Origin of the sequence: Variovorax flavidus (assembly GCF_030317145.1) — a bacterium.
Classification (GTDB): domain Bacteria; phylum Pseudomonadota; class Gammaproteobacteria; order Burkholderiales; family Burkholderiaceae_C; genus Variovorax; species Variovorax flavidus.
The window spans coordinates 739,869-763,022 of sequence record NZ_JASZYE010000003.1; the positions used below are offsets into that span (position 1 = coordinate 739,869).

The following is a 23,154-nucleotide window of genomic DNA, read 5'->3' on the forward strand; positions in this document are numbered from 1 at the left end:
ATGCAACGCCGCACACTCATTCATACCGCACTCGCCTCGCTCGCCGGCGGCCTTCCGGCCCTGCCCGCTTTCGCACAGGGCCAATGGCCCACGGGCAAGACCATCACCTATCTGGTTCCCTTCCCGGCCGGCGGCACCACCGACGTGCTGGGCCGGCTGATCGGCCAGAAGCTCGGCCCGGTGCTGGGCACCACGGTCGTCATCGACAACAAGGGCGGTGCCGGCGGCAGCGTCGGCTCCGAGATCGCATCGCGCGCCGCGCCCGACGGGTACACGATGCTGGGCGGCACGATCAGCTCGCACGCGATCAACGTCAGCCTCTATCCCAAGATCGGCTACGACCCGCAGAAGTCTTTCGCGCCCGTCACGCTGATCGGGACCAATCCCGTCGTGCTGGTGGTCAACCAGGCGAGTCCCTACAAGACCCTGAAGGACGTGCTCGAGGCCAGCAAGGCCAAGTCGGGCGGCCTCTCTTCGGCGTCTGCCGGAACAGGCACCTCGCAGCACCTGGCGCTCGAACTGCTGGCCTACAAGTCCGGCGTCAAGTTCACGCACATTCCCTACAAGGGCAGCGGCCCGGCGATCCAGGACGTGATCGGCGGCCAGGTCGACATGATGTTCGACACCACCGTGGTGGCCGGCCCGCATATCCAGAGCGGCAAGCTGCGCGCGATCGCCGTCACCTCCGGCAAGCGGCTGGCGTCGATGCCGGACGTGCCGACGGTCGCCGAATCGGGTGTTCCGGGACTCAAGGATTTCGAAGTGGTGTCCTGGCAGGCTATCTTCGTGCCGGCCGGCACGCCGGCGCCGGCCATCGACCGGCTGCACAAGGAGATCCGCACGATCCTGGCGCAGCCGGACATGCAGGACAAGCTCAAGGGCTTCGGCATGGAGCCCGCCGACATGACCACGGCACAGATCGCGGCCTTCCAGAAAGCCGAGGTCGAGAAGTGGGCCCAGGTGATCAAGGCCGCCAACATCAAGGCGGAGTAGGTCCCGTCCTGCGAAATGCGCGGGAGGCGGTCGATAGAATCGCCCACCGCTTTTTTGGGAAGACCCCTTGTCCGATCGCCTCCCCGTCCTGCCGCAGTACCTGTTCCCCAAGCAGGCGCTGACCTCTTTTGCCGGCTGGGTTGCCGGCAAGGAACGCGGCGCCGTCACGACGTGGATCATCCGGCGCTTCGTCGCGAAGTACGGCGTCGACATGGAGGAAGCGCTCGACAGTGACATCGCAAGCTACCCGAGCTTCAACGAGTTCTTCACGCGCGCGCTGAAGCCCGGCGCACGCCCGCTGGCGCAGGCCGACCTGGTGTCGCCGGTCGACGGCGCGATCAGCCAGTTCGGCCCCATCGAGGGCGACCAGATCTTCCAGGCCAAGAACCACCGCTACTCGACCACCGCACTGGTCGGTGGCGACGCGGCGCTGGCGGCGCAGTTCGAGCACGGCAGTTTCGCCACGCTCTACCTGAGCCCGAAGGACTACCACCGCATCCACATGCCTTGCGACGGCCGGCTGACCCGGATGATCTACGTGCCAGGCGATCTCTTCTCCGTCAACCCGACCACCGCCCGAGGCGTGCCCGGCCTCTTCGCGCGCAACGAGCGCGTGGTGTGCGTGTTCGAATCGGCGGCGGGTCCGTTTGTGCTGGTGCTCGTCGGCGCGACCATCGTCGGCAGCATGGCGACGGTGTGGCACGGCGTGGTGAATCCGCCGCGCGGCGGCGAAGTGCGCGAATGGCGCTATGACGACCAGCAGGTCGTGCTCCGACAAGGCGACGAGATGGGCCGCTTCCTGCTCGGCTCGACGGTCGTGATGCTTTTCCCGCCTCCCTCGCTGGAATTCAATCCGGCATGGGCACCGGCTCGCCCGATCCGGCTCGGCGAGGCCATGGCCAACTACCCGACGCACTGAAGTGCGCGGCTGCAAGCCGCAGCCGGCTTGCTTTCACAGCTATAAAACTTGTAGCAGCAGCTCTTCTGGGCTATAGTCGCCGGCCGTTTCGAGTGGTCACGAGCCAGTCACAAAGAACAAGCGGGCGCCGCCGTGCGTCGCCCGGCCGCCGCGCCCCGAGGAGATGAAGTCGATGAGTAGCAAGGAAAACGCAGCCATCAGCCAATTGCTTGCGCTGCTGGAAGCCCGCTACGCGCTGCGCGTCCTCTGGGCCCTCCGGGACGGACACGCCCAGACCTTTCGCCTGCTCCAGGACAGCGTTGGCAGCATCACGCCCAACACGCTGAACACCCGCATCAAGGAGCTTCGCGAAGCGGGCCTCGTGAACCACGGCACCGACGGCTACAGCCTGACACTCAGCGGCCAGGATCTGCTCAAGCGGCTTTCCGACCTGCAGGCCTTCGCCGGGAAATGGCAGCAGAGCCAGGTGAAGAAGACGCCGCCGCCCGTCGCGCCCACCTGAAGCGGCGACGCCCCGCCCGGGGACCTGCCGTCCAGCCTCGTTAAACTGCGCGGTTTCCTCCCCAATTCCCAAAGGAGCGCTCCATGCCCACCACTCCCTCCGGCCTGCAATACGAAGACACCACGGTCGGCGACGGCGCCGAAGCCAAGGCTGGCCACCACGTGCACGTGCACTACACCGGCTGGCTCTACAACGACGGCGTGCAAGGCGCCAAGTTCGATTCGAGCCGCGACCGCAACGACCCCTTCGCCTTCTCGCTCGGCGCCGGCCAGGTCATCAAGGGCTGGGACGAAGGCGTCGCCGGCATGAAGATCGGCGGCAAGCGCACGCTGATCATCCCGGCTTCCCTCGGCTACGGTGCCCGCGGCGCCGGCGGCGTGATTCCCCCGAATGCGACCCTGAAGTTCGACGTCGAACTGCTCGACGCCCACTGACGAGGCCGGGACCCACCCGCCTCCTCGAATGCGCCCTCTGCGGCGCATTTTTTTGCCTTGAAAAGCCCATGGCAGGCCTCAAATGGCTGCCTATTGTTCGTTTTCACTGTTTTCCGGCATGGCCGCCGGCTTTTTGAGCATGACTGACCCGAAAAACCCTCAACAGAATCCACAGACCCTGCAGGGCGAGCCCAGCCCCGAAGAGCTGGAAGCCGCACAGGCGGCGAACGACGCCGATGCGCTGGCCGCGGCCCAAGCCGAAATCGCCGCGCTGCAAGCCAAGAACGCCGATCTCGCCGACCAGTTCCTGCGTGCGCAGGCCGACGTGCAGAACGCGCGCCGACGCGCGGACGAGGAAGTCTCCAAGGGCCGCAAGTTTGCGATCGAAGGTTTCGCCGAGAGCCTGCTGCCGGTGCTGGACAGCCTGGAGGCCGGCCTGGCGATCCAGGACGCGACGGCGGAGCATCTGCGCGAAGGCACCGAAGCCACCTTGCGACAGCTCAAGAGCGCTCTGGAGCGCAACAAGGTCATCGAGATCGCTCCGCCGGCCGGCAGCAAGTTCGATCCGCACCTGCATCAGGCGATCTCCGTCGTGCCGGCGCCCGGGCAGGAGCCCAACACCATCGCCAGCGTGCTGCAGAAGGGCTACACGATCGCCGACCGGATCCTGCGCCCCGCTCTGGTGACCGTCAGCAGCCCGAGCTGAAAACCAACAAGAAACCCACAGGAAATCCCCGCTTCATCCCTTGAATCGAACCGGGTTATCCACAAGTTCACAACAACCTCATTTCAGATCCCAGGAGCAATAACATGGCCAAAATCATCGGCATCGACCTCGGCACCACCAACTCGTGCGTGTCGATCATGGAAGGCAACACCACGCGTGTGATCGAGAACTCGGAAGGCGCCCGCACGACGCCCTCGATCGTGGCCTACCAGGAAGACGGCGAAGTGCTGGTCGGCGCCTCGGCCAAGCGCCAGGCGGTGACCAACCCCAAGAACACGATCTACGCAGTCAAGCGCCTGATCGGCCGCAAGTTCGAAGAGAAGGAAGTGCAGAAGGACATCGACTTGATGCCCTACAGCATCACCAAGGCCGACAACGGCGACGCATGGGTCGAAGTGCGCGGCAAGAAGCTCGCTCCCCAGCAGATCAGCGCCGAAATCCTGCGCAAGATGAAGAAGACCGCCGAGGACTATCTCGGCGAGGCCGTGACCGAAGCGGTGATCACCGTGCCGGCCTACTTCAACGACAGCCAGCGCCAAGCCACCAAGGACGCCGGCCGCATCGCCGGTCTGGACGTCAAGCGCATCATCAACGAGCCCACCGCGGCTGCGCTGGCCTTCGGCCTCGACAAGCACGACAAGGCCGACCGCAAGATCGCCGTGTATGACCTCGGCGGCGGCACCTTCGACATCTCGATCATCGAGATCGCGGACGTGGACGGCGAAAAGCAGTTCGAAGTGCTGTCGACCAACGGCGACACCTTCCTGGGCGGCGAAGACTTCGACCAGCGCATCATCGACTACATCATTTCCGAGTTCAAGAAGGACCAGGGCGTCGACCTGAGCAAGGACGTGCTCGCACTGCAGCGCCTGAAGGAAGCGGCTGAAAAGGCCAAGATCGAACTGTCGAACAGCGCGGCGACCGACATCAACCTGCCGTACATCACGGCCGACGCATCGGGCCCGAAGCACCTGAACATCAAGCTCACCCGCGCCAAGCTCGAAAGCCTGGTCGACGAGCTGATCGAACGCACCATCGCGCCCTGCCGTACCGCCATCAAGGATGCCGGCGTGAGCGTCTCGGACATCAGCGACGTGATCCTGGTCGGCGGCATGACTCGCATGCCCAAGGTGCAGGACAAGGTCAAGGAATTCTTCGGCAAGGAACCGCGCAAGGACGTGAACCCCGATGAAGCCGTGGCCGTCGGCGCCGCCATCCAGGGCCAGGTGCTCTCCGGCGACCGCAAGGACGTTCTGCTGCTCGACGTGACCCCGCTGTCGCTCGGCATCGAGACCATGGGTGGCGTGATGACCAAGATGATCACGAAGAACACCACGATCCCGACGAAGTTCGCGCAGACCTTCTCGACGGCCGAGGACAACCAGCCTGCCGTGACGATCAAGGTGTTCCAGGGCGAGCGCGAGATCGCATCGGGCAACAAGCTGCTCGGCGAGTTCAACCTCGAAGGCATCCCGCCGGCCTCGCGCGGCACGCCGCAGATCGAGGTGAGCTTCGACATCGACGCCAACGGCATCCTGCACGTCGGCGCCAAGGACAAGGGCACCGGCAAGGAAAACAAGATCACCATCAAGGCGAACTCGGGCCTGTCGGAAGACGAGATCCAGAAGATGGTGAAGGACGCCGAGCTCAACGCGGCCGAAGACAAGAAGAAGGTCGAGCTGGCCCAGGCCCGCAACCAGGGCGAAGCCATGGTTCACAGCGTGAAGAAGTCGCTCGGCGAACACGGCGCGAGCCTGGATGCCGGCGAGAAGGAAAAGATCGAAGCCGCGATCAAGGACGTCGAAGAAGCCCTCAAGGGTGAAGACAAGGCCTCGATCGAAGAAAAGACCAACACGCTGATGAGCGCCAGCCAGAAGCTCGGCGAGAAGATGTACGCCGACGCGCAGGCCGCGGCCGGTGCGGCGGGCGGCGCGGCAGGCGCTGGCCCGGAAGCTGCAAGCGCTCCGGCGGACGACAACGTGGTCGACGCCGAAGTGAAGGAAGTCAAGAAGGGCTGATTCTCACGCCCTGACACGAGGCTGGACCCGCTGCAAGGTGGTCCAGCCTTTTCCGCTTCCTGAAGACGATTCCGCCACCGACCCCCGACCATGGCTACCAAACGCGACTATTACGAAACCCTCGGCGTTCCCAAGAACGCGAGCGAGGAGGAAATCAAGAAGGCTTATCGCAAGTTGGCGATGAAGCATCACCCTGACCGCAACCACGGGGACTCCAGCAAGGAAGCCGAGTCCAAGTTCAAGGAGGTCAAGGAAGCCTACGAGATGCTGTCGGACTCGCAGAAGCGCGCCGCCTACGACCAGTACGGCCACGCGGGGGTCGACCCCAACATGCGCGGCGGCCCGGGCGCGGAGGGCTTCGGCGGCTTCGCGGAAGCCTTCGGCGACATCTTCGGCGACGTGTTCGGCCAGCGCGGCGGCCGCCAGGGCGGCGGGCGTCAGGTGTTCCGCGGCAGCGACCTGAGCTACGCGATGGAGGTCACGCTCGAGGAAGCAGCCGAAGGCAAGGACGCGCAGATCCGCATCCCGAGCTGGGACGATTGCGGCACCTGCAAGGGCACGGGCGCCAAGCCCGGCACCAAGCCGATCACCTGCACCACCTGCCATGGCCAGGGCGCAGTCCAGATGCGCCAGGGTTTCTTCAGCGTGCAGCAGACCTGCCCGACCTGCCACGGCTCGGGCAAGATCATCCCGGAACCGTGCGCCACCTGCCACGGCCAGGGAAAGATCAAGAACAACAAGACGCTGGAAGTGAAGATCCCGGCCGGCATCGACGACGGCATGCGTATTCGCAGCACCGGCAACGGCGAGCCCGGCACCAACGGCGGCCCGCCCGGCGATCTATATATAGAGATCCGCCTCAAGAAGCACGACCTGTTCGAGCGCGACGGCGACGACCTGCATTGCGTGGTACCGGTCAGCGTCACGACCGCAGCGCTGGGTGGCGAGATCAACGTGCCGACGCTCAAGGGCGCGGCGGCGATCGATATTCCCGACGGCACCCAGAGCGGCAAGCAGTTCCGGCTGCGCGGCAAGGGGATCAAGGGCGTCCGCTCGAGCTACCCCGGCGACCTGTATTGCCACGTGCGCGTCGAAACGCCGGTCAAGCTGACCGAGCATCAGCGCAAACTGCTGAAGGAACTCGACGAGTCGCTCAAGAAGGGCGGCGAGAAACACAGCCCCACCGACAAGGGCTGGTTCGACAAGGCCAAGGAATTCTTCAGCTAGATAGGGCTCGCCCCCAGGCTACGCGCACTTCGTGTCGCTTCGCCTACCCCCTGCCGGGGGCAACACCGGCGGCCCGGCGGAGCCGGTTCCGCGGTGTTTCACGAATGGGCCTGGCTTCGCGGCCTTTGGCCGCCTTGGCCTTTTTGCGCCACATCAGGTCACGATGGCATGGACGCGGTGAATTCGAAGCCGCCCTGCTCGCGAAGGCAGCGTGATCGAGGGCCCGCGATCAGGTCGACAAAGCGCCGGGCAAGGTCCGGCTGCGCGGCCGTGGCGCTGACCGCGGCCGCATAGTTCGTGGCCAGTTCGAACGCAGGGGGCAACGACCCCACCAGCGCCACACCCGGCGTGTATCGGATCTCGGTGACTTGCGTGCAACCGATCCCGCCGGGTCGGCGGTCGGCGGCGAGTTCGCGCATGGCGGTGGCGCCGTTCGGGAAGGTGCGCAGGCGCGAGGCGACGGCCTCGGCGATCCCGAGCTTCACCAGCACGCCGGCGAAGTGGATGCCGGCGGTCGATCGCTGCATGTCCGGAAGATAGATCGAGCTCGCCGCGAGCAGGGCTGCCTTCAGATCGTCGGGCGTGGCGATGGCGGGCAATGCGTCGCCGGCACGGGCAGCGATGCCGGTGCGCACGCGGCCGAGCGCGGCTTCCGAGCCCGGCGCCAGCCGTCCGTCCGCCTGCAACGAGGAGATCAAGGCCTCGGTGACGATCATCACGTCGCAGGGCTCGCCCGCAAGAAGCGCCTCCTTCATCGCGCCGACGGCGCCGAAGCGCCCTTCGACCTTGGCGCCGGTCAATTCCAGGAACACGCCCTGCAAGGCCTTCACGAGGCCTTGTGCGGCGCCAGCACAAAGAATGTTCATTGGTCCGCCTTGGCGCCGGAGATCTTCACGATGCGCGACCACTTGTCGATGTCCTCGTTCATGTAGCGCGTGAAGTCGGCCACGTTCATGGTCAGCGGTGTCGCGCCCTGCGCCTTCCAGGCGCGGACCACCTCGGGGTTGGACACGATCTTCACGACTTCGGCGTTCAGGCGATCGACGATCGCAGCGGGCGTGCCCTTGGGCGCCATCAGGCCGAGCCAGATCGTGGCTTCGTACTTGGGCACGCCGGCTTCGTTGACCGTGGGCACGTCGGGCATCACGGCGGAACGCGACAAGCCGGTGGTCGCCAAGGCCTTGACCTTGCCGCTGCGGACATGCTCCGTCATGGTCGGCACGGCGTCGAACATCATGTCGACCTGGCCGCCCAGGACGTCGGTGCGCGCACCGGCGCTGCCCCGATAGGGAATGTGCAGGATCGAGACGCCCGCCATCGCCTTGAAGAGTTCACCGGCCATGTGATACGGGGTTCCGGGGCCGGAGGATGCATAGGAGAGCGCCCCGGGCCTCGACTTGGCGAGCGCGATCAGCTGGCCCAGGTTGTTCACCGGCAGCCCGCTTCGCGTGACGAGCACCAGATCCGAGTAGTTGATGGCGGCGACCGGCACGAAGTCGCGCATGAGCTGGAAGGGCTTGTTCGGGATCAGCGACTCATTGACCGTGTGCGCATTCGACATCAGCAGCAGCGTGTAGCCGTCGGGCGGGCTCTTTGCCACGGCGTCGGTGCCGATGACCGAGCCGGCGCCGGGCCGGTTGTCGACCACGAATCCCTGCCCGAGCACTTCCTGCAGGCGCGTGGCGATGAAGCGCGCATAGACGTCGGCGGGACCACCGGCGGCGAAGGGCACGACAAGGCGCACCGGACGCGACGGGTACTCCTGCGCCGCGACCCAAGGAGCCACGACCAGCAGGACAGCAGCCCACCAGCGATGGCTCAGACGCAGACTTCGGGCAGACGGTGTCTTCACGGTTGTCTCCAGGCAGTGGGACGCGGTCGCCGTCCGATGTCGCAACGATTGGTACGAATTGGTATCCATATATGCCAATCGAGGACCAATATAGCGACCGCCACGTCCAGGGTCAATGCGGGGCCGGGTTTGTCCGCAACAAGGCCCGTGCAGGGTCAGTAGCCGAGGAGATTGCGTCGCACGTGCGTCAGGTGGCCAATGCAGAGTTCGTTGGCGCGGGTGCCGTCGCGGTCCTTCAGCGCGGCGACGAGTTCGCGGTGTTCGCGCTGGTAGTCCAGACGGCGCTCGGGCGTGGCGCTCCTGCGCTTGAGCATGCCCCACTCGCTTTGCGCCCGCGCTTCGTTCATGCGCTGGAACACGGCCGAGATGAAGGCGTTGTGCGCGGCATCGGCGATGGCCTCGTGCAGCTTGCCATCCCACAACTCGAACTCTTCGATCGTGTCCGCCGCCTCGCCCCTCTCGCAGCAATTCTCCATTCGGTCGAAGTCGGCATGGGTGGCATTGCCGACGACCATCGCGATGATCGCGGGCTCGAGCACCAGGCGGGCACTCATCAACTCCGCCGGGCTGGTCGCGAGCGGGGCGCCCCCATGCGTGATGTTCGCCAGCGCCTGCACCACCTCATCGCTGACATAGGTCCCGCTGCCCACGGTCTGGGTGATGAGCCCCCGGCCCTTCAGGTCCGCGAGGACGCGGCGAACGGTCGACCGGCTGAGCCCGAACTGCCCACTCAGCTCGCGCTCGGTCGGCAGGCGGTGGCCGGCTCGCCATGCGCGCGATTGGAGGTTCTCGAGAATGGCTTCCCGGAGGGTCTGGGCACTTTGCACGGTCGCAAGCACGTGTAGGTTGGATGGGGTGCGCCGATCGTATCAAGCCGATCCTCGCGCATGCTCTATTGTGCACTTGGTATCGGATTGGTAGCATTTGGTCGTCAATCAGGAGATCATTTTGCGCATTGCTACATATCAATATCAAGGCCGACGGCAGGTGGGCCTGGTGTCGGAGGACGGAGCCACCGTCCGGACGCTGCAGTTCGACGCGCCCCGCTCGCGTCGCGGCGCGCTGTCGCTCATCGAAGAACGCGCCACGGGCGCCACCCAGTTGCCGCCGACCGGCGAACCCGTGCCGCTGGGCGAGGTCAGACTGGAAGCGCCATTGCCCATGCCGCGCCGGAACATCTTTTGCGTGGGCCGCAACTACCACGCGCACGCGAAGGAACTTTCGGCCTCGGTCTTCAAGAACAACGCGGCCAAGGTGGATACGTGGCCCATCGTGTTCACCAAGGTGCCCGAGTGCGTGATCGGGCCGAACGACGAGGTTCGCCTGCCGGGCGAATCCATCTCCGCACAGATCGACTATGAGGCCGAGTTGGCCGTCGTGATCGGGAAAGGCGGCCGCAACATCTCGCGTGAGGACGCGCTGTCGCACGTGTTCGGCTACACCATCGTCAACGATGTGACGGCGCGCGACGTGCAGATGCGCCACCAGCAGTGGGACCTCGGCAAGTCCTTCGACACCTTCTGCCCGATGGGTCCATGGATCGTGACCGCCGACGAAATGGACGGGACACGCACCCGGGTGCGTTGCTGGGTCAACGGCGAACTGCGGCAGGACGGGCAGACCACCGATTTCATCTTCGACATCCCGACGCTGATCGAAACCTGCTCGCGCGGCATCACGCTCCATCCGGGCGACGTGATCGCCACCGGCACGCCGGCCGGCGTCGGCATGGGCCTGACGCCGCCGCAGTACCTGAAGGCGGGCGACGTGGTCCGCATCGAGATCGACGGCCTCGGCACGCTGGAAAACCGGTTCGTCTGAGCCGGCGCCCTTACAAGACATACAACGGAGACAGACAAATGCATCCACCACGTCGCGCGCTGCTGCGCGCCGCGCTTCTCGCAGCCTCGTGCTGCGCCACTGCCGCGCTGGCCCAGGGCGGCTGGCCCGACAAGCCGATCACGATGATCGTGCCCTTCCCACCCGGCGGTGTAGCCGACACGGTGGCTCGGCCGGTGGCCGAATCCCTGTCGCGCGAACTGAAGCAGACCGTCATCGTCGAGAACAAGGCCGGCGCGGGCGGCGCCGTGGGTATTGGTTTCGTGGCTCGTGCACCCGCGGACGGCTATACGGTGTTGTTGAGCCTTTCGTCGATCTCGATCCTTCCCGAGGCCGATGCGATCCTCGAACGCAAGCCCGCCTATCAGATGAGCCAGTTCAAGCCGATCGCCCGCTTCACCGCGGATCCGACGGTGCTGGTCGTGCGCGCCGATGCGCCGTGGAAGACCTTGTCGGAATTCATCGCCGATGCGCGCGTCAAACCCGGCACTTACAACTACGGCAGTTCGGGCAACTACGGCACCATGCACGTGCCGATGGAGATGCTGAAGAATGCCGCCGGATTCAGGATGACGCACATCCCTTACACGGGCGCGGGCCCCGCCGTCGTCGCCCTGCTCGCGGGACAGGTCGATGCGGTGGCAAGCGGGCCGTCGACCGTGGTGCAGCAGATCAAGGCCGGCAAGCTTCGCGCGCTGGCGCATTGGGGCGACAAGCCGCTGGCTGCGCTGCCGGACGTGCCGAGCCTCGAACAAGCCGGCTACAAGGTGAAGTTCGCGCAGTGGTCGGGCCTTTTCGTGCCCGCCGGGACACCGGAGGACATCGTGCGCAAGCTGCGCGCCGCCTCGGCCAAGGTCGCCGCGGACCCGGCCGTCGTGCAAGTGATCGAACGCGCCGGCAGCCCCCTGGCCTACCTCGACGCGCCCGAATTCCAGACGTACTGGAACGCTGACGCGAACACGATGACCGACGCGGTGCGGAAGATCGGCAAGGTCGAGTAGCGACGCCCGACAGGCGTGAAGCCCATCGCAAAAAGGCGGCCCCGACGGCCGCCTTTTTTTGCGCGCGTCCGCTGCCTTGGGAATAGTTCACGGTGATTGTCGCGCTTTGCGCGTTTATCCGTATGCCGATGGCAAAGCACGGGCGTTCGTGCAGAAATAGACGTTCAAGGCATATGGAAAGAACGGACAAGCGCAGATGACGAAATCCGACAGCCTTGCTTGCGCGACCCCCATCAAGATGCTCGTTGACAGGACCGCCGCGCACGTGAGGACTGGCGATTGTTTCGAACGCCGCCATGCCTTTCCCATGAACTTTTTCACCTTCTTGTTGTTCTTAACGGAAAAGCAAGAAAAGCAATTTGCTGGAGGCGCTCTTTGTTCTATGCTTTAACCAAGTTCCTGCTTGAGGAGTTGATCCAAAGCGTGCACACATCACCTGGCACCATTCCTGCGAACGATGCAACGTGTGCAGCACGGAGACTCCGGGCAGCGCCCCGCTGACTCGATGGAGGTGTCTATGGATGTCATCAGCAACTTCGCCGCTCGTTACGAGCGTACGCGCGAAGAGGTCCTGTCCCTGCAGGAATATCTCGAGATCTGCAAACGGGAGCCCATGGCGTATGCCACTGCGGCGGAACGCATGCTCGAAGCCATCGGTGAACCCGAACTGGTGGACACGCGCAACGACCCTCGCCTGTCGCGCATCTTCGCCAACAAGGTCATCAAGATCTACCCGGCCTTCCGCGAGTTCTACGGCATGGAGGACGCCATCGAGCAGGTGGTCTCGTACTTCAGGCATGGCGCGCAAGGGCTGGAAGAGAAGAAGCAGATCCTCTATCTGCTGGGCCCGGTCGGCGGCGGCAAGAGCTCGATCGCCGAGCGCCTCAAGCAGCTCATGGAGCACGTGCCCTTCTATTCGATCAAGGGTTCGCCGGTCAACGAAACGCCGCTCGGGCTCTTCGACGCGACGGAAGACGGCGAGATCCTCGAGAAGGAATACGGCATCCCTCGCCGCTATCTGCAGCGCATCCTCTCGCCCTGGGCCGTGAAGCGCCTCGAGGAGTTCGGCGGCGACATCCGGAAGTTCCAGGTCGTGAAGCGCTACCCCTCGGTGCTGCGCCAGATCGCGGTTGCCAAGACCGAGCCGGGTGACGAGAACAACCAGGACATCTCCTCGCTGGTCGGCAAGATCGACATCCGCAAGCTCGAGGACTACGCGCAGGACGACCCTGACGCCTACGCCTACTCCGGTGGCCTGTGCCTGGCCAACCAGGGCTTGCTGGAGTTCGTCGAAATGTTCAAGGCGCCCATCAAGGTGCTCCACCCGCTGCTGACGGCCACGCAGGAGGGCAACTTCAAGGGCACGGAAGGCTTCGGCGCCATCCCGTTCGACGGCATCGTGCTCGCACACAGCAACGAGAGCGAATGGAAAGCCTTCCGCAACAACAAGAACAACGAAGCCTTCCTTGATCGCATCTACATCGTCAAGGTGCCGTACTGCCTGCGCGTGTCGGAAGAGATCAAGATCTACGAGAAGCTGGTGCGCAACTCGTCGCTCGCCGCAGCGCCCTGCGCGCCCGGCACGCTTCGCATGATGGCGCAGTTCTCGGTGCTTACGCGCCTCAAGGAACCCGAGAACTCCAGCATCTTCAGCAAGATGCAGGTCTACGACGGCGACAACCTGAAGGACACCGACCCCAAGGCGAAGTCCATCCAGGAGTACCGCGACTACGCGGGCGTCGACGAAGGCATGAGCGGCACCTCGACGCGCTTCGCGTTCAAGATCATCTCCAAGGTCTTCAACTTCGACAGCAGCGAGGTCGCGGCCAATCCGGTGCACCTCATGTATGTGCTCGAACAGCAGATCGAGCGCGAGCAGTTTGCGCCCGAGACGGAGCAGAAGTACCTGTCCTACATCAAGGAACTGATGGCGCCGCGCTACGCGGAGTTCATCGGCAAGGAGATCCAGACCGCCTACCTCGAAAGCTACTCGGAGTACGGCCAGAACATCTTCGACCGCTACGTGACCTACGCCGACTACTGGATCCAGGACCAGGAGTACCGCGACCAGGACACCGGCGAGGTCTTCGACCGCGGATCACTCAACGCCGAGCTCGAGAAGATCGAGAAGCCCGCGGGGATCAGCAACCCCAAGGACTTCCGCAACGAGATCGTCAACTTCGTGCTGCGCGCGCGCGCCGGCAACGCGGGCAAGAACCCGCTGTGGACCAGCTACGAGAAGCTGCGCACGGTGATCGAGAAGAAGATGTTCTCCAACACCGAGGAGTTGCTGCCCGTCATCAGCTTCAACGCCAAGAGCAGCGCCGACGAGCTCAAGAAGCACGAGGACTTCGTCAATCGCATGGTGCAGAAGGGCTACACCGCCAAGCAGGTGCGTCTGCTGTGCGAGTGGTATTTACGCGTTCGCAAGAGCTCATGATGAGCTGAAGGAGTTCCGGCCGTGGCCATGCTGCAGCAGATCATCGACCGCCGGTTGTCGGGCAAGAACAAGTCCATTGGCAACCGCGAGCGTTTCCTGCGGCGCTACCGCGAGCAGATCGGTGAAGCCGTGCGCCGTGCCGTCAGCGGCCGCGGCATTCGCGACCTCGAACAGGGGGAGGACATCACGCTGCCCAAGCGCGATGTGTCCGAGCCCGTGTTCGGCCACGGCCAGGGCGGCGACCGCGAGTACGTGCATCCGGGCAACAAGGAGTACGTCAAGGGCGACCGCATCGAGCGGCCGCAAGGCGGCGGCGGTTCGGGCAGCGGCTCGCAGGCCGGCGACGGCGAAGGTGGCGAGGACGATTTCGTCTTCCGCCTGACCAAGGAAGAGTTCATGCGGGTCTTCTTCGAGGACCTCGCCCTGCCCCATCTGATCCGCACCCAGCTGGCCGAAGTGCCGGAGTGGAAGAGCCACCGCGCCGGCTTCGTCAGCGACGGCAATCCGAGCAACCTGCACGTGGTGCGTTCGATGCGCGGCGCGCTGGCACGGCGCATCGCGCTGGGCGGCGACTCCCGGCGCGAAATCCGTGAACTCGAGGCGCATCTGCTGCATCTGCAGCGCAGCCCTCGCGTTTCTGATGCGCTGGTGCAGCGCGAGATCCGTGAAACCGAAGCCAGGCTCGAGGAACTGCGTGCCAAGGCCAAGCGCATTCCCTATCTCGACCCGATCGACCTGCGCTACCGCAATCGCGTGAAGGTGCCGGTGCCTTCGGCCAAGGCGGTGATGTTCTGCCTGATGGATGTCTCCGGCTCGATGGACGAGGCGCGCAAGGACATGTCCAAGCGCTTCTTCATGCTGCTCTACATGTTCCTGACGCGGCACTACGAGAAGATCGACCTCGTCTTCATCCGCCACCACACGCAGGCGGCCGAAGTCACCGAGGAAGAGTTCTTCCATGCCACGGAGACCGGCGGCACCGTGGTGTCCAGCGCCCTGACCTTGATGAACGACATCATCCGCGCGCGCTACCCGAGCAACGAGTGGAACATCTACGGCGCGCAGGCCAGCGACGGCGACAACTGGCACCAGGACAGCGGCCGCTGCCGCGAACTGCTGAGCGACCACCTGCTGCCGGTGGTGCGCTACTACGCCTATGTACAGGTGGCCGAGGCCGAGCAGAACATGTGGGAGGAATACACCCAGCTGGTCGGCTCGCACAAGAACTTTGCCATGCGCAAGGTGGCCGATGCGCAGGACATCTACCCCGTGTTCCGCGACCTGTTCAAGAAAGAGAGAGGACCGGCGTGAACGCGAAGACCCGAACCCCCTTGCCCAGCCCGTCGGACTGGACTTTCGAACTGATCGAGCAGTACCACGGCGAGATCGCCCGCGTGGCGCGCGGCTACAAGCTGGACACCTACGCCAACCAGCTCGAGATCATCACGGCCGAGCAGATGATGGATGCCTACGCCTCGGTGGGCATGCCGGTCATCTACCGCCATTGGTCCTACGGCAAGCAGTTCATTGCCACCGAGAAGAACTACCGCCGCGGCCACATGGGCCTGGCCTATGAGATCGTGATCAATTCCGATCCGTGCATCGCCTACCTCATGGAAGAAAACACCATGGCGATGCAGGCCCTGGTGATCGCCCATGCCGCCTACGGCCACAACAGCTTCTTCAAGGGCAACTACCTCTTCAAGATGTGGACGGATGCCTCGTCCATCATCGACTACCTGGTCTATGCCCGGAACTACATCAGCGAGTGCGAGGAACGCCACGGCGTGTCGGCGGTCGAGGACCTGCTGGACTCCTGCCACGCGCTGATGAACCACGGCGTCGATCGCTACCGCCGCCCCCAACGGCTGTCGCTCAGCCAGGAACAGGCGCGCCGCGAGGAGCGCGAGCATCATTTGCAACAGCAGGTCAACGACCTGTGGCGCACCCTGCCCCGGCGCAGCGGCCGAAGCGCCGAGGAGGAAGAAGCGTCCAAGCGCTTCCCCGCGGAGCCGCAGGAGAACCTGCTGTACTTCATCGAGAAAAATGCACCATTGTTGGACCCCTGGCAACGCGAAGTGGTGCGTATCGTGCGCAAAATCGGGCAGTACTTCTATCCGCAGCGCCAGACGCAGGTCATGAACGAAGGCTGGGCGACCTTCTGGCACTACACCCTGCTCAACACGCTCTACGACGAAGGCCTGCTGGCGGACGGCTTCATGATGGAATGGCTGCAGTCGCACACCAACGTGGTGTTCCAGCCGCCGATCGGTCACCGCGCTTACAGCGGCATCAATCCCTATGCCCTCGGATTCGCGATGTACACGGATCTCCGTCGCATTTGCGAAAAGCCGACCGATGAAGACAAGCGCTGGTTCCCCGATCTGGCGGGCACCCCCTGGCTGACCTCGCTCGATTACGCCATGCGCAATTTCAAGGACGAGAGCTTTATCGGCCAATTCCTCTCGCCCAAGCTGATGCGCGATTTCCGGTTTTTTGCGGTGCGCGACCAGGAAAGCGAGCCCGAACTCGAGGTGTCGGCCATCCACGACGACAGCGGCTACCGCCAGTTGCGCGAATCGTTGTCGCGCCAGTACGACCTCAACCACCGCGAGCCCAACATCCAGGTGTGGAGCGTCAACCTGCGCGGCGACCGGTCACTGACGCTGCGCCACACCCAGCACAACAACCGCCCGCTGCACGACGACTCGCAGGAAGTGCTCAAGCACGTGGCGCGGCTGTGGGGCTTCGACGTCCATCTGGAGAGCGTCGACAGCCAGGGCCGCGTGAACCACCGCAAGGTGGCGGGGCCGCAGGCTGCGTAGTTGCGGGGTCAGCGCGGCAGCTTGAGCTTCGCGCGAGCTTTGAGCGCCTTGTCGCGGGCGTGGCAGCCCTCGACGTGATCGTTGACCAGGCCCATGGCCTGCATGAAGGCATAGACGGTCGTCGGACCGACAAAGCTCCAGCCGCGCTTTTTCAAATCCTTGGACATCGCGATCGATTCGGCCGACGTCGTCATCGCGCGCAGGGCCTCGTGCGTGATCCGCTTCGGGCGTGAAGCGGCCTCAGGCTCGAAGCGCCACGCATACGCAGCCAGCGAGCCGAACTCCTCGCGCAGTTCGAGCACGCGCTGCGCGTTGTTGATGGCCGACTCGATCTTGCCGCGATGCCGCACGATGCCCGCGTCGGCCAGCAGCCGGGCCACATCATCGGCACCGAAGCGCGCCACCCGCTCGGCCTCGAACTGCGCAAAGCCGAGGCGGAAAGCCTCCCGCTTGTTGAGGATGGTCAGCCAGCTCAGGCCAGCCTGGAATCCTTCGAGGCACAGCTTCTCGAAAAGCCGCCGGTCATCCGTGACCGGAAAGCCCCATTCGCTGTCGTGGTAGTCGCGATAGATCTGCGTCGATTCGCACCAGCGACAGCGCAACGCGCCGTCCGTGCCTTCGAACAAGCCAGCCCGCTCGCTCATCATGCGGTGGCCTGGCGGTACTTCTGCCAGGCGTCGGAGGTCGGGGTGGTCCCTGCGCCGGGCTCTTGCGGCAGCGCGAAATGGCCGTCCACCACTTCGGCCGGATCGGTGAAGCAGGCCTTGATCCAGGGGATGTACTCCAGCACCTCGCAGGCCGGATGGGCGTAGCTCAGATGCACGTGGACCTGGCTCATGTCGCCCGCATGCGGCGCGACCGGCAAGCGGAACGCATGCGCGGCCTCGCAGACCTGCAGGACTTCGGTGATGCCGCCCATGCGCGTCACGTCAGGCTGCACCCAATGGATGGCCTGCTGCGCAAAGAACTCCGAAAACGCGTCGGCCGTGTAGAGCTGCTCGCCGAGCGCCACCGGAATGCGCGTGGCGCGCGCGAGTTGCGCATGGCCCTTGACGTCGTCGTACCAGAGCGGTTCTTCGAACCAGAACACATCGGACGCCTCCGCGCCGCGGCAGAAGCGCAGACAGTCGGCGAGGCTCCACTTGCCGTTGCCGTCGACCGCCAGCGTGACATCCGGCCCGATCGCCTTTCGCACGGCTTCGAGCCGGCGCAGATCGCGGCCCACGGTCGAACCGACCTTGATCTTGATACCGGTGAAGCCTTCGTCCACCGCACGCCGTGCGCCTTCGACCAGCTTGTCATCCGCGATGCTGAGCCAGCCGATGTCGGTGTTGTAGGCCCTGACCTTCTGGCGGACCTGACCGCCCAGCAGCTTCCAGAGCGGCACGCCGGCAAGCTTGGCCTTCAGGTCCCACAGCGCGATGTCGATCGCCGCCAGCGACAGCGTGGTGATGCCGGCACGGCCGATCCACTGCAGCGCGGGGTTGCGGGCGAGCTTGAGCCACAGCCGGTGCACGTCATTCGCGTCTTCCCCGACCAGCAGCGGCGCGTGGCAGGTTTCGATGCAGCGCGTGATGAGCTGGTCGCCGGGCAAGTGCGCGTGCGTACCGGTGAAGCCGTAGCCTTTCAGGCCGTCTTCGGTTTCGATCTGCGCGCCGACCACGCCCCAATGCGTGATGCTGTGCGTGCTGTCGGCGATCTGGCTGCCGGTGACCGGCACGTGCAGGATGAAGGGCTGGACCGATCTGATCTTCACTTCGGCTCGCTCACGCGCACCAGCGCCTCGATCGCGAGCGGATAGCCCTTCACGCCGAAGCCGACGATGATTCCGCGCGCCGCGGGCGAGATGTACGAGTGATGGCGAAACTCTTCGCGCGCGTGAACATTGGAGATGTGCAGCTCGACCAGCGGCACGCTCGCGCCCTTGATGGCGTCGTGCAGCGCAACCGAGGTGTGCGTGTAGGCACCGGGGTTCATGACCACGCCGAACATGCGGCCCGCCGCCACTTCGCGGCCGGCCTCGTGGATCCAGTCGATGAGCTGGCCTTCGTGGTTGGACTGCCGGCACTCGATTTCCACGCCGATCTTCGCACCGGTTTCGGCGCACATGCGCTCGACGTCGGCCAGGGTTTCGTAGCCGTACTGCGCGGGCTCGCGCGTGCCGAGCAGGTTCAGATTCGGGCCGTTGAGGACAAGGATTTTCTTCATGACATGACGCTCCTGTGCCGGGCATCTTATAGTGCCCGGTTCCCGAACCGAACCCCCAAGGACCCATGAAAACCAAAGCCGCCGTCGCCTGGAAATCCGCCGCGCCCCTGACCATCGAAACCGTCGACCTCGAAGGCCCCCGGTTCGGCGAGGTGCTGGTGGAAATCAAGGCCACCGGGATCTGCCACACCGACTACTACACGCTGTCGGGCGCCGATCCCGAAGGCATCTTCCCGGCCATCCTCGGCCATGAAGGCGCTGGCATCGTGGTCGACGTCGGCCCCGGCGTGACCACGCTCAAGAAGGGCGACCACGTCATCCCGCTCTACACGCCCGAATGCCGGCAGTGCAAGTTCTGCCTCTCGCGCAAGACCAACCTGTGCCAGCTGATCCGCGGCACGCAGGGCAAGGGCCTGATGCCCGACGGCAGCAGCCGCTTCAGCCTGGACGGCAAGCCCATCTTCCACTACATGGGCACGAGCACCTTCAGCAACTACACCGTCGCGCCCGAGATCTCGCTGGCCAAGATCCGCGAGGACGCACCCTTCGACAAGGTCTGCTACATCGGCTGCGGCGTGACCACCGGCATCGGCGCCGTGATCTTCACGGCCAAGGTGGAAGCCGGTGCGAACGTGGTCGTGTTCGGCCTCGGCGGCATCGGCCTGAACGTGATCCAGGGCGCGAAGATGGTGGGCGCCGACAAGATCATCGGCGTCGACCTGAACCCGGCCCGCGAAGCGATGGCGCGCAAATTCGGCATGACGCACTTCATCAACCCGAAGGACACGCCCAACGTGGTGGACGCCATCGTGCAGCTCACGGACGGCGGCGCCGACTACAGCTTCGAGTGCATCGGCAACACGCAGGTGATGCGCCAGGCGCTGGAATGCACGCACAAGGGCTGGGGCCGCAGCATCATCATCGGCGTGGCGGAGGCAGGCGCGGAGATCAGCACCCGCCCCTTCCAGCTCGTGACCGGACGCAAGTGGGAAGGCTCGGCCTTCGGCGGCGCGCGCGGACGCACCGACGTCCCGAAGATCGTCGACTGGTACATGGAAAACAAGATCAACATCGACGACCTGATCACTCACACGATGCCGCTGGAAGACATCAACAAGGGCTTCGACCTCATGAAGAGCGGCGAATCCATCCGCGGCGTGGTCCTGTACTGAGGCCGACATGCCGACCATGCAGGCTCTTCGCACCGTCCGGGCCGGCGTGCTCGACATCGCGTACCACGAGGACGGCCCCGCCGACGGCCCGCCGGTGTTGCTCATGCATGGTTTTCCGTACGACATTCACAGCTACGCCGAGGTCGCACCCCTGCTGGCCGGTGCCGGCTGCAGGGTGATCGTGCCGTACCTGCGGGGCTACGGCGCCACGCGCTTCCTTGGCGACGCCACACCGCGCTCCGGCGAACAGGCTGCGCTGGGCGCGGATTTGCTCGCGCTGCTGGATGCGCTCGCGATCCCGCGCGCCGTATTGGCCGGCTACGACTGGGGCGGTCGCGCCGCCTGCGTCGTGGCAGCACTCTGGCCCGAGCGCTGCGCAGGCCTGGTCTCCTTCAACAGCTACAACATCCAGAACATCGCCAGGTCCATGGAGCCGGAGGTCGCGGAGAACGAACACCGGCTCTGGTACCAGTACTACTTCCACAGCGAGCGCGGACGTGCCGGACTCGCGGCCGACCGCCGCGGCATCACCCGGCTGCTCTGGCGGCTCTGGTCGCCGACATGGAAATTCGACGACGCGACCTTCGAGCGCAGCGCGGCAGCCTTCGACCACCCGGATTTCGTCGAGGTCGTGATCCACTCGTACCGCCACCGCTTCGGCCTCGTGCCGGGCGACCCGGCCTATGCCGCCATCGAGGCACGACTGGCCGCGCAGCCATCCATCACCGTGCCGACGATCACTTTCGACGGCGCCGACGATGGCGTGAGGCCCGTGGCCGATGCCTCCGCCCATGCGCACCGCTTCACCGGACCCCGCTCGCACCGTGTCGTGCCCGGCGTCGGCCACAACATGCCGCAGGAAGTACCGCGCGTGTTCGCCGACGCGGTGCTCGAACTCGTACCCGCACTCAAGACATGACAGACAGCCTGAAGACACTTTCCGAACACCGCTGCTTCGGCGGCGTGCAGCGCTTCCACGAGCACGCCTCGCGCGAGATCGGGCTGCCGATGCGCTTCTCGGTGTACCTGCCGCCGCAAGCGGAGCGTGGGCCCGTCCCCGCCGTGATGTACCTCGCGGGCCTGACGTGCAACGAGGAAACCTTCATGGTGAAAGCCGGCGCGCAGCGCGTCGCGGCCGACCTGGGTCTTGCATTGATCGCACCGGACACCAGCCCGCGCGGACCGGCGGTCGAGGGCATCGACGGCGCCACGGCGAGCTGGGACTTCGGCATTGGCGCCGGCTTCTATCTCGACGCAACGGCCGAGCCCTGGGCCGAGCACTGGCGCATGGAAAGCTGGCTGATCCACGAGTTGCTCCCGCTCGCCGCGCAAGCCTTCCCGATCGATTCGAAGCGGATCGGCATCTTCGGCCACTCGATGGGCGGCCATGGCGCACTCACCCTCGCGCTGCGGCATCCGGGCAAGTTCAGGTCGCTCTCGGCATTGGCGCCGATCTGCGCGCCTTCGCAGTGTCCGTGGGGCGACAAGGCATTCAGCGGCTATCTCGGCAGCGACCGGAGCGCCTGGCTCGCGCACGACGCCTGCGCGCTGATGCAGTCGCAAGTCGTCGCGCCCTATCCGGAAGGCATCCTGGTCGACCAGGGACTGGCCGACAAATTCCTGGCCGAACAACTGCACCCGCAGCTCTTCGAGGCGGCGTGCTTCTCCGCCGGCCAGCCGCTCACCTTGCGTCGCCACGAGGGCCACGACCACGGGTACTACTTCATCCAGAGCTTCATGGCCGATCACCTGGCGCATCACGGCAAGGCCCTGAGAGCCTGAACAGGCCTTCCCCTCCGATGAATCACGCCCTCCCCCCGCTACCCGAACGCGAGCAGATCGCGCTGCTCGAACCCTTCGAGGGCCTCGGACTGCAGGACATCCGGGTCGTCACTTCGCACCAGGACGCGCAGGCTGCAACCGCGGCGCTGCTGGCCAGCGGCGTGGTGGGCTTCGACACGGAATCGAAACCGACCTTCGCGAAGTTCGAAGTCTCCGGCGGCCCGCACGTGATCCAGTTCGCGACGCTTCGCGAGGCCTGGTTGTTCCAGTTGCATCGCACGGAGTTCCATGGCGAGCTGGGCGCATTGCTCGCATCGACGGAACTCACCAAGGTGGGCTTCGGCCTATCGAGCGACCTGGGGCTGATCCGCCAGCGCTTCGGCGTCGAGCCGCAGGCCGTGTTCGACATCGACAGCGAGTTCCGCCGCCGCGGCTACCGCAAGTCGGTGGGCGTGAAGACCGCGGTGGCGCTGGTGTTCAACCGCCGCTTCATCAAGTCGCGCAAGGCGACGACATCGAACTGGGCCAACCGGCAGCTCACCGACGCGCAACTGCGCTACGCGGCCAACGATTCGTACGCGGCGATCCGGGTGTTCGACGCACTCGGACTTCGCGCCGAGGGCTAGCCCTGCGGAGCGGGCCCGGCGAGCCAGGCGCGTGTCTGCTCGACGAGTTCCGCCTGCGCTGCCGTCGCATCGAGTTCCAGAACGCCCGCCTCACCCACCGGTGATTCGAGCGTCGCGAACTGGTTGGCGACCAGGCTGGCCGGAAACATGTGCGCCCCGGCCCGCGACGCGACGCGCCGCTCGGACTCCTCGCGCGTCAACGCCAGGAAAACGAAGCGCAGCCCCGGCACCGCCGCGCGGAGCCGGTCGCGATAGTCGCGCTTGAGTGCCGAACAGGTGAGCACCGCCCCCTCCGGGTGACCCGCCAGTTCCTTTCCGAGGGTGGCGAGCCATCCTGCGCGGTCGGCATCGGTCAGCGCGGTGCCGGCGCGCATCTTGCTCACGCTTTCCGGCGAATGGAAATCGTCCCCTTCGATCAGCGGCAGCGCCAGTTCTCGCGCCAGTGCCGCACCCAGGCTGGACTTGCCGCAGCCCGAGACGCCCATCACCACCAGCCAATGAAAGCTGTCGCGGCCGGGAACGTAAAGCTGCTGCATAGGCTCCATTGTGTTGCCATCTCTCCTTATGATGGCGGCCTCGTTGTCGAGAA

Annotated in this window: 23 protein-coding genes; 16 read left to right on the plus strand and 7 right to left on the minus strand. The window is 65.2% G+C overall.

All coding sequences use genetic code 11. The features are described from left to right. The 7 genes from QTH90_RS18730 to dnaJ all read left to right on the plus strand — a co-directional run bounded on the left by QTH90_RS18730 (nt 1) and on the right by dnaJ (nt 6,820). On the plus strand, nt 1-993 hold the full coding sequence (locus QTH90_RS18730) for a Bug family tripartite tricarboxylate transporter substrate binding protein (protein WP_286666065.1): 993 nt from the start codon (nt 1-3) through the stop codon (nt 991-993). A gap of 67 nt (nt 994-1,060) precedes the next feature. Continuing rightward, complete coding sequence (gene asd, locus QTH90_RS18735) at nt 1,061-1,912, plus strand: archaetidylserine decarboxylase (protein ID WP_286666066.1); 852 nt, start codon at nt 1,061-1,063, stop codon at nt 1,910-1,912. A gap of 172 nt (nt 1,913-2,084) precedes the next feature. After that, nucleotides 2,085-2,414 carry a winged helix-turn-helix transcriptional regulator gene (locus QTH90_RS18740; RefSeq protein WP_286666067.1) on the plus strand — a complete coding sequence of 110 codons (330 nt, stop codon included), beginning with the start codon at nt 2,085-2,087 and terminating at the stop codon, nt 2,412-2,414. A gap of 83 nt (nt 2,415-2,497) precedes the next feature. Beyond that, nucleotides 2,498-2,848: an FKBP-type peptidyl-prolyl cis-trans isomerase gene (locus QTH90_RS18745; protein ID WP_286666068.1), complete on the plus strand. Its 351-nt coding sequence runs from the start codon at nt 2,498-2,500 to the stop codon at nt 2,846-2,848. 139 nt (nt 2,849-2,987) lie between these two features. Next, nucleotides 2,988-3,554, plus strand: a complete 567-nt coding sequence (gene grpE, locus QTH90_RS18750) for a nucleotide exchange factor GrpE (protein ID WP_286666069.1) — start codon at nt 2,988-2,990, stop codon at nt 3,552-3,554. A 104-nt stretch (nt 3,555-3,658) separates the two neighbouring features. Continuing rightward, nucleotides 3,659-5,593: a molecular chaperone DnaK gene (dnaK, locus tag QTH90_RS18755; protein ID WP_286666070.1), complete on the plus strand. Its 1,935-nt coding sequence runs from the start codon at nt 3,659-3,661 to the stop codon at nt 5,591-5,593. A 90-nt stretch (nt 5,594-5,683) separates the two neighbouring features. After that, entirely contained in the window at nt 5,684-6,820 is a 1,137-nt protein-coding gene (gene dnaJ, locus QTH90_RS18760; RefSeq protein ID WP_286666071.1) for a molecular chaperone DnaJ, read from the plus strand. 158 nt (nt 6,821-6,978) lie between these two features. On the opposite strand, the gene QTH90_RS18765 is transcribed toward dnaJ, so the two are convergent. The 3 genes from QTH90_RS18765 to QTH90_RS18775 all read right to left on the minus strand — a co-directional run bounded on the left by QTH90_RS18765 (nt 6,979) and on the right by QTH90_RS18775 (nt 9,499). Further along, nucleotides 6,979-7,686, minus strand: coding sequence for a molybdate ABC transporter substrate-binding protein (locus QTH90_RS18765; RefSeq protein ID WP_286666072.1), 708 nt, complete (start codon nt 7,684-7,686; stop codon nt 6,979-6,981). Beyond that, entirely contained in the window at nt 7,683-8,672 is a 990-nt protein-coding gene (locus tag QTH90_RS18770; protein WP_353506620.1) for a tripartite tricarboxylate transporter substrate binding protein, read from the minus strand. The genes QTH90_RS18765 and QTH90_RS18770 overlap by 4 nt, the downstream gene beginning before the upstream one ends. Before the next feature lie 155 nt (nt 8,673-8,827). Beyond that, complete coding sequence (locus QTH90_RS18775; protein ID WP_286666073.1) at nt 8,828-9,499, minus strand: FadR/GntR family transcriptional regulator; 672 nt, start codon at nt 9,497-9,499, stop codon at nt 8,828-8,830. Between the two features lie 121 nt (nt 9,500-9,620). Here QTH90_RS18775 and QTH90_RS18780 point away from each other — a divergent pair, with 121 nt between their 5' ends. The 5 genes from QTH90_RS18780 to QTH90_RS18800 all read left to right on the plus strand — a co-directional run bounded on the left by QTH90_RS18780 (nt 9,621) and on the right by QTH90_RS18800 (nt 16,777). Beyond that, nucleotides 9,621-10,493 (plus strand): fumarylacetoacetate hydrolase family protein, encoded by an 873-nt coding sequence (locus tag QTH90_RS18780; protein ID WP_286666074.1) that lies wholly within the window; start codon nt 9,621-9,623, stop codon nt 10,491-10,493. 38 nt (nt 10,494-10,531) lie between these two features. Next, the gene (locus QTH90_RS18785; protein WP_286666075.1) at nt 10,532-11,512 is read left to right on the plus strand and encodes a tripartite tricarboxylate transporter substrate binding protein; all 981 of its coding nucleotides are present in this window, start codon (nt 10,532-10,534) and stop codon (nt 11,510-11,512) included. Between the two features lie 517 nt (nt 11,513-12,029). Beyond that, entirely contained in the window at nt 12,030-13,952 is a 1,923-nt protein-coding gene (locus QTH90_RS18790) for a PrkA family serine protein kinase (RefSeq protein ID WP_286666076.1), read from the plus strand. 27 nt (nt 13,953-13,979) lie between these two features. Beyond that, entirely contained in the window at nt 13,980-15,263 is a 1,284-nt protein-coding gene (locus QTH90_RS18795) for a YeaH/YhbH family protein (RefSeq protein ID WP_444814744.1), read from the plus strand. Beyond that, nucleotides 15,149-16,777 (plus strand): SpoVR family protein, encoded by a 1,629-nt coding sequence (locus QTH90_RS18800; RefSeq protein ID WP_444814745.1) that lies wholly within the window; start codon nt 15,149-15,151, stop codon nt 16,775-16,777. The genes QTH90_RS18795 and QTH90_RS18800 overlap by 115 nt, the downstream gene beginning before the upstream one ends. 8 nt (nt 16,778-16,785) lie before the next feature. Here QTH90_RS18800 and QTH90_RS18805 read toward each other — a convergent pair whose 3' ends face one another. Genes QTH90_RS18805 through aroQ form a run of 3 tightly spaced genes read right to left on the minus strand, consistent with a single transcriptional unit; the run spans nt 16,786 to nt 18,985 of the window. Beyond that, nucleotides 16,786-17,421 (minus strand): DNA-3-methyladenine glycosylase I, encoded by a 636-nt coding sequence (locus tag QTH90_RS18805; RefSeq protein ID WP_286666079.1) that lies wholly within the window; start codon nt 17,419-17,421, stop codon nt 16,786-16,788. Next, nucleotides 17,421-18,533, minus strand: a complete 1,113-nt coding sequence (locus tag QTH90_RS18810; protein ID WP_286666080.1) for a mandelate racemase/muconate lactonizing enzyme family protein — start codon at nt 18,531-18,533, stop codon at nt 17,421-17,423. Before QTH90_RS18810 ends, QTH90_RS18805 begins: the two co-directional genes overlap by 1 nt. Continuing rightward, nucleotides 18,530-18,985: a type II 3-dehydroquinate dehydratase gene (gene aroQ, locus QTH90_RS18815; protein WP_286666081.1), complete on the minus strand. Its 456-nt coding sequence runs from the start codon at nt 18,983-18,985 to the stop codon at nt 18,530-18,532. Before aroQ ends, QTH90_RS18810 begins: the two co-directional genes overlap by 4 nt. 65 nt (nt 18,986-19,050) lie before the next feature. Here aroQ and QTH90_RS18820 point away from each other — a divergent pair, with 65 nt between their 5' ends. Genes QTH90_RS18820 through QTH90_RS18835 form a run of 4 tightly spaced genes read left to right on the plus strand, consistent with a single transcriptional unit; the run spans nt 19,051 to nt 22,565 of the window. Next, nucleotides 19,051-20,157, plus strand: a complete 1,107-nt coding sequence (locus QTH90_RS18820; protein ID WP_286567130.1) for an S-(hydroxymethyl)glutathione dehydrogenase/class III alcohol dehydrogenase — start codon at nt 19,051-19,053, stop codon at nt 20,155-20,157. A 7-nt stretch (nt 20,158-20,164) separates the two neighbouring features. Next, nucleotides 20,165-21,076 (plus strand): alpha/beta fold hydrolase, encoded by a 912-nt coding sequence (locus QTH90_RS18825; protein WP_286666082.1) that lies wholly within the window; start codon nt 20,165-20,167, stop codon nt 21,074-21,076. Then, entirely contained in the window at nt 21,073-21,939 is an 867-nt protein-coding gene (gene fghA / locus QTH90_RS18830) for an S-formylglutathione hydrolase (protein WP_286666083.1), read from the plus strand. The genes QTH90_RS18825 and fghA overlap by 4 nt, the downstream gene beginning before the upstream one ends. A 17-nt stretch (nt 21,940-21,956) precedes the next feature. Further along, complete coding sequence (locus QTH90_RS18835; RefSeq protein WP_286666084.1) at nt 21,957-22,565, plus strand: 3'-5' exonuclease; 609 nt, start codon at nt 21,957-21,959, stop codon at nt 22,563-22,565. Here the strand turns inward: QTH90_RS18835 and QTH90_RS18840 are convergent. Continuing rightward, complete coding sequence (locus tag QTH90_RS18840; protein WP_286666085.1) at nt 22,562-23,101, minus strand: gluconokinase; 540 nt, start codon at nt 23,099-23,101, stop codon at nt 22,562-22,564. The two genes, QTH90_RS18835 and QTH90_RS18840, sit on opposite strands and share 4 nt — an antisense overlap. Between the last annotated feature and the right edge of the window lie 53 nt (nt 23,102-23,154).

What these genes read in the sequence shown, in the direction of transcription:
- QTH90_RS18730 (WP_286666065.1), top strand. Translation starts at nt 1, where the DNA reads ATGCAACGCCGCACACTCATTCATACCGCACTCGCCTCGCTCGCCGGC.
- QTH90_RS18740 (WP_286666067.1), top strand. Translation starts at nt 2,085, where the DNA reads ATGAGTAGCAAGGAAAACGCAGCCATCAGCCAATTGCTTGCGCTGCTG.
- QTH90_RS18745 (WP_286666068.1), top strand. Translation starts at nt 2,498, where the DNA reads ATGCCCACCACTCCCTCCGGCCTGCAATACGAAGACACCACGGTCGGC.
- grpE (WP_286666069.1), top strand. Translation starts at nt 2,988, where the DNA reads ATGACTGACCCGAAAAACCCTCAACAGAATCCACAGACCCTGCAGGGC.
- dnaK (WP_286666070.1), top strand. Translation starts at nt 3,659, where the DNA reads ATGGCCAAAATCATCGGCATCGACCTCGGCACCACCAACTCGTGCGTG.
- dnaJ (WP_286666071.1), top strand. Translation starts at nt 5,684, where the DNA reads ATGGCTACCAAACGCGACTATTACGAAACCCTCGGCGTTCCCAAGAAC.
- QTH90_RS18765 (WP_286666072.1), bottom strand. Translation starts at nt 7,686, where the DNA reads ATGAACATTCTTTGTGCTGGCGCCGCACAAGGCCTCGTGAAGGCCTTG.
- QTH90_RS18785 (WP_286666075.1), top strand. Translation starts at nt 10,532, where the DNA reads ATGCATCCACCACGTCGCGCGCTGCTGCGCGCCGCGCTTCTCGCAGCC.
- QTH90_RS18790 (WP_286666076.1), top strand. Translation starts at nt 12,030, where the DNA reads ATGGATGTCATCAGCAACTTCGCCGCTCGTTACGAGCGTACGCGCGAA.
- QTH90_RS18795 (WP_444814744.1), top strand. Translation starts at nt 13,980, where the DNA reads ATGCTGCAGCAGATCATCGACCGCCGGTTGTCGGGCAAGAACAAGTCC.
- QTH90_RS18805 (WP_286666079.1), bottom strand. Translation starts at nt 17,421, where the DNA reads ATGAGCGAGCGGGCTGGCTTGTTCGAAGGCACGGACGGCGCGTTGCGC.
- aroQ (WP_286666081.1), bottom strand. Translation starts at nt 18,985, where the DNA reads ATGAAGAAAATCCTTGTCCTCAACGGCCCGAATCTGAACCTGCTCGGC.
- QTH90_RS18820 (WP_286567130.1), top strand. Translation starts at nt 19,051, where the DNA reads ATGAAAACCAAAGCCGCCGTCGCCTGGAAATCCGCCGCGCCCCTGACC.
- QTH90_RS18825 (WP_286666082.1), top strand. Translation starts at nt 20,165, where the DNA reads ATGCCGACCATGCAGGCTCTTCGCACCGTCCGGGCCGGCGTGCTCGAC.
- fghA (WP_286666083.1), top strand. Translation starts at nt 21,073, where the DNA reads ATGACAGACAGCCTGAAGACACTTTCCGAACACCGCTGCTTCGGCGGC.
- QTH90_RS18835 (WP_286666084.1), top strand. Translation starts at nt 21,957, where the DNA reads ATGAATCACGCCCTCCCCCCGCTACCCGAACGCGAGCAGATCGCGCTG.
- QTH90_RS18840 (WP_286666085.1), bottom strand. Translation starts at nt 23,101, where the DNA reads ATGCAGCAGCTTTACGTTCCCGGCCGCGACAGCTTTCATTGGCTGGTG.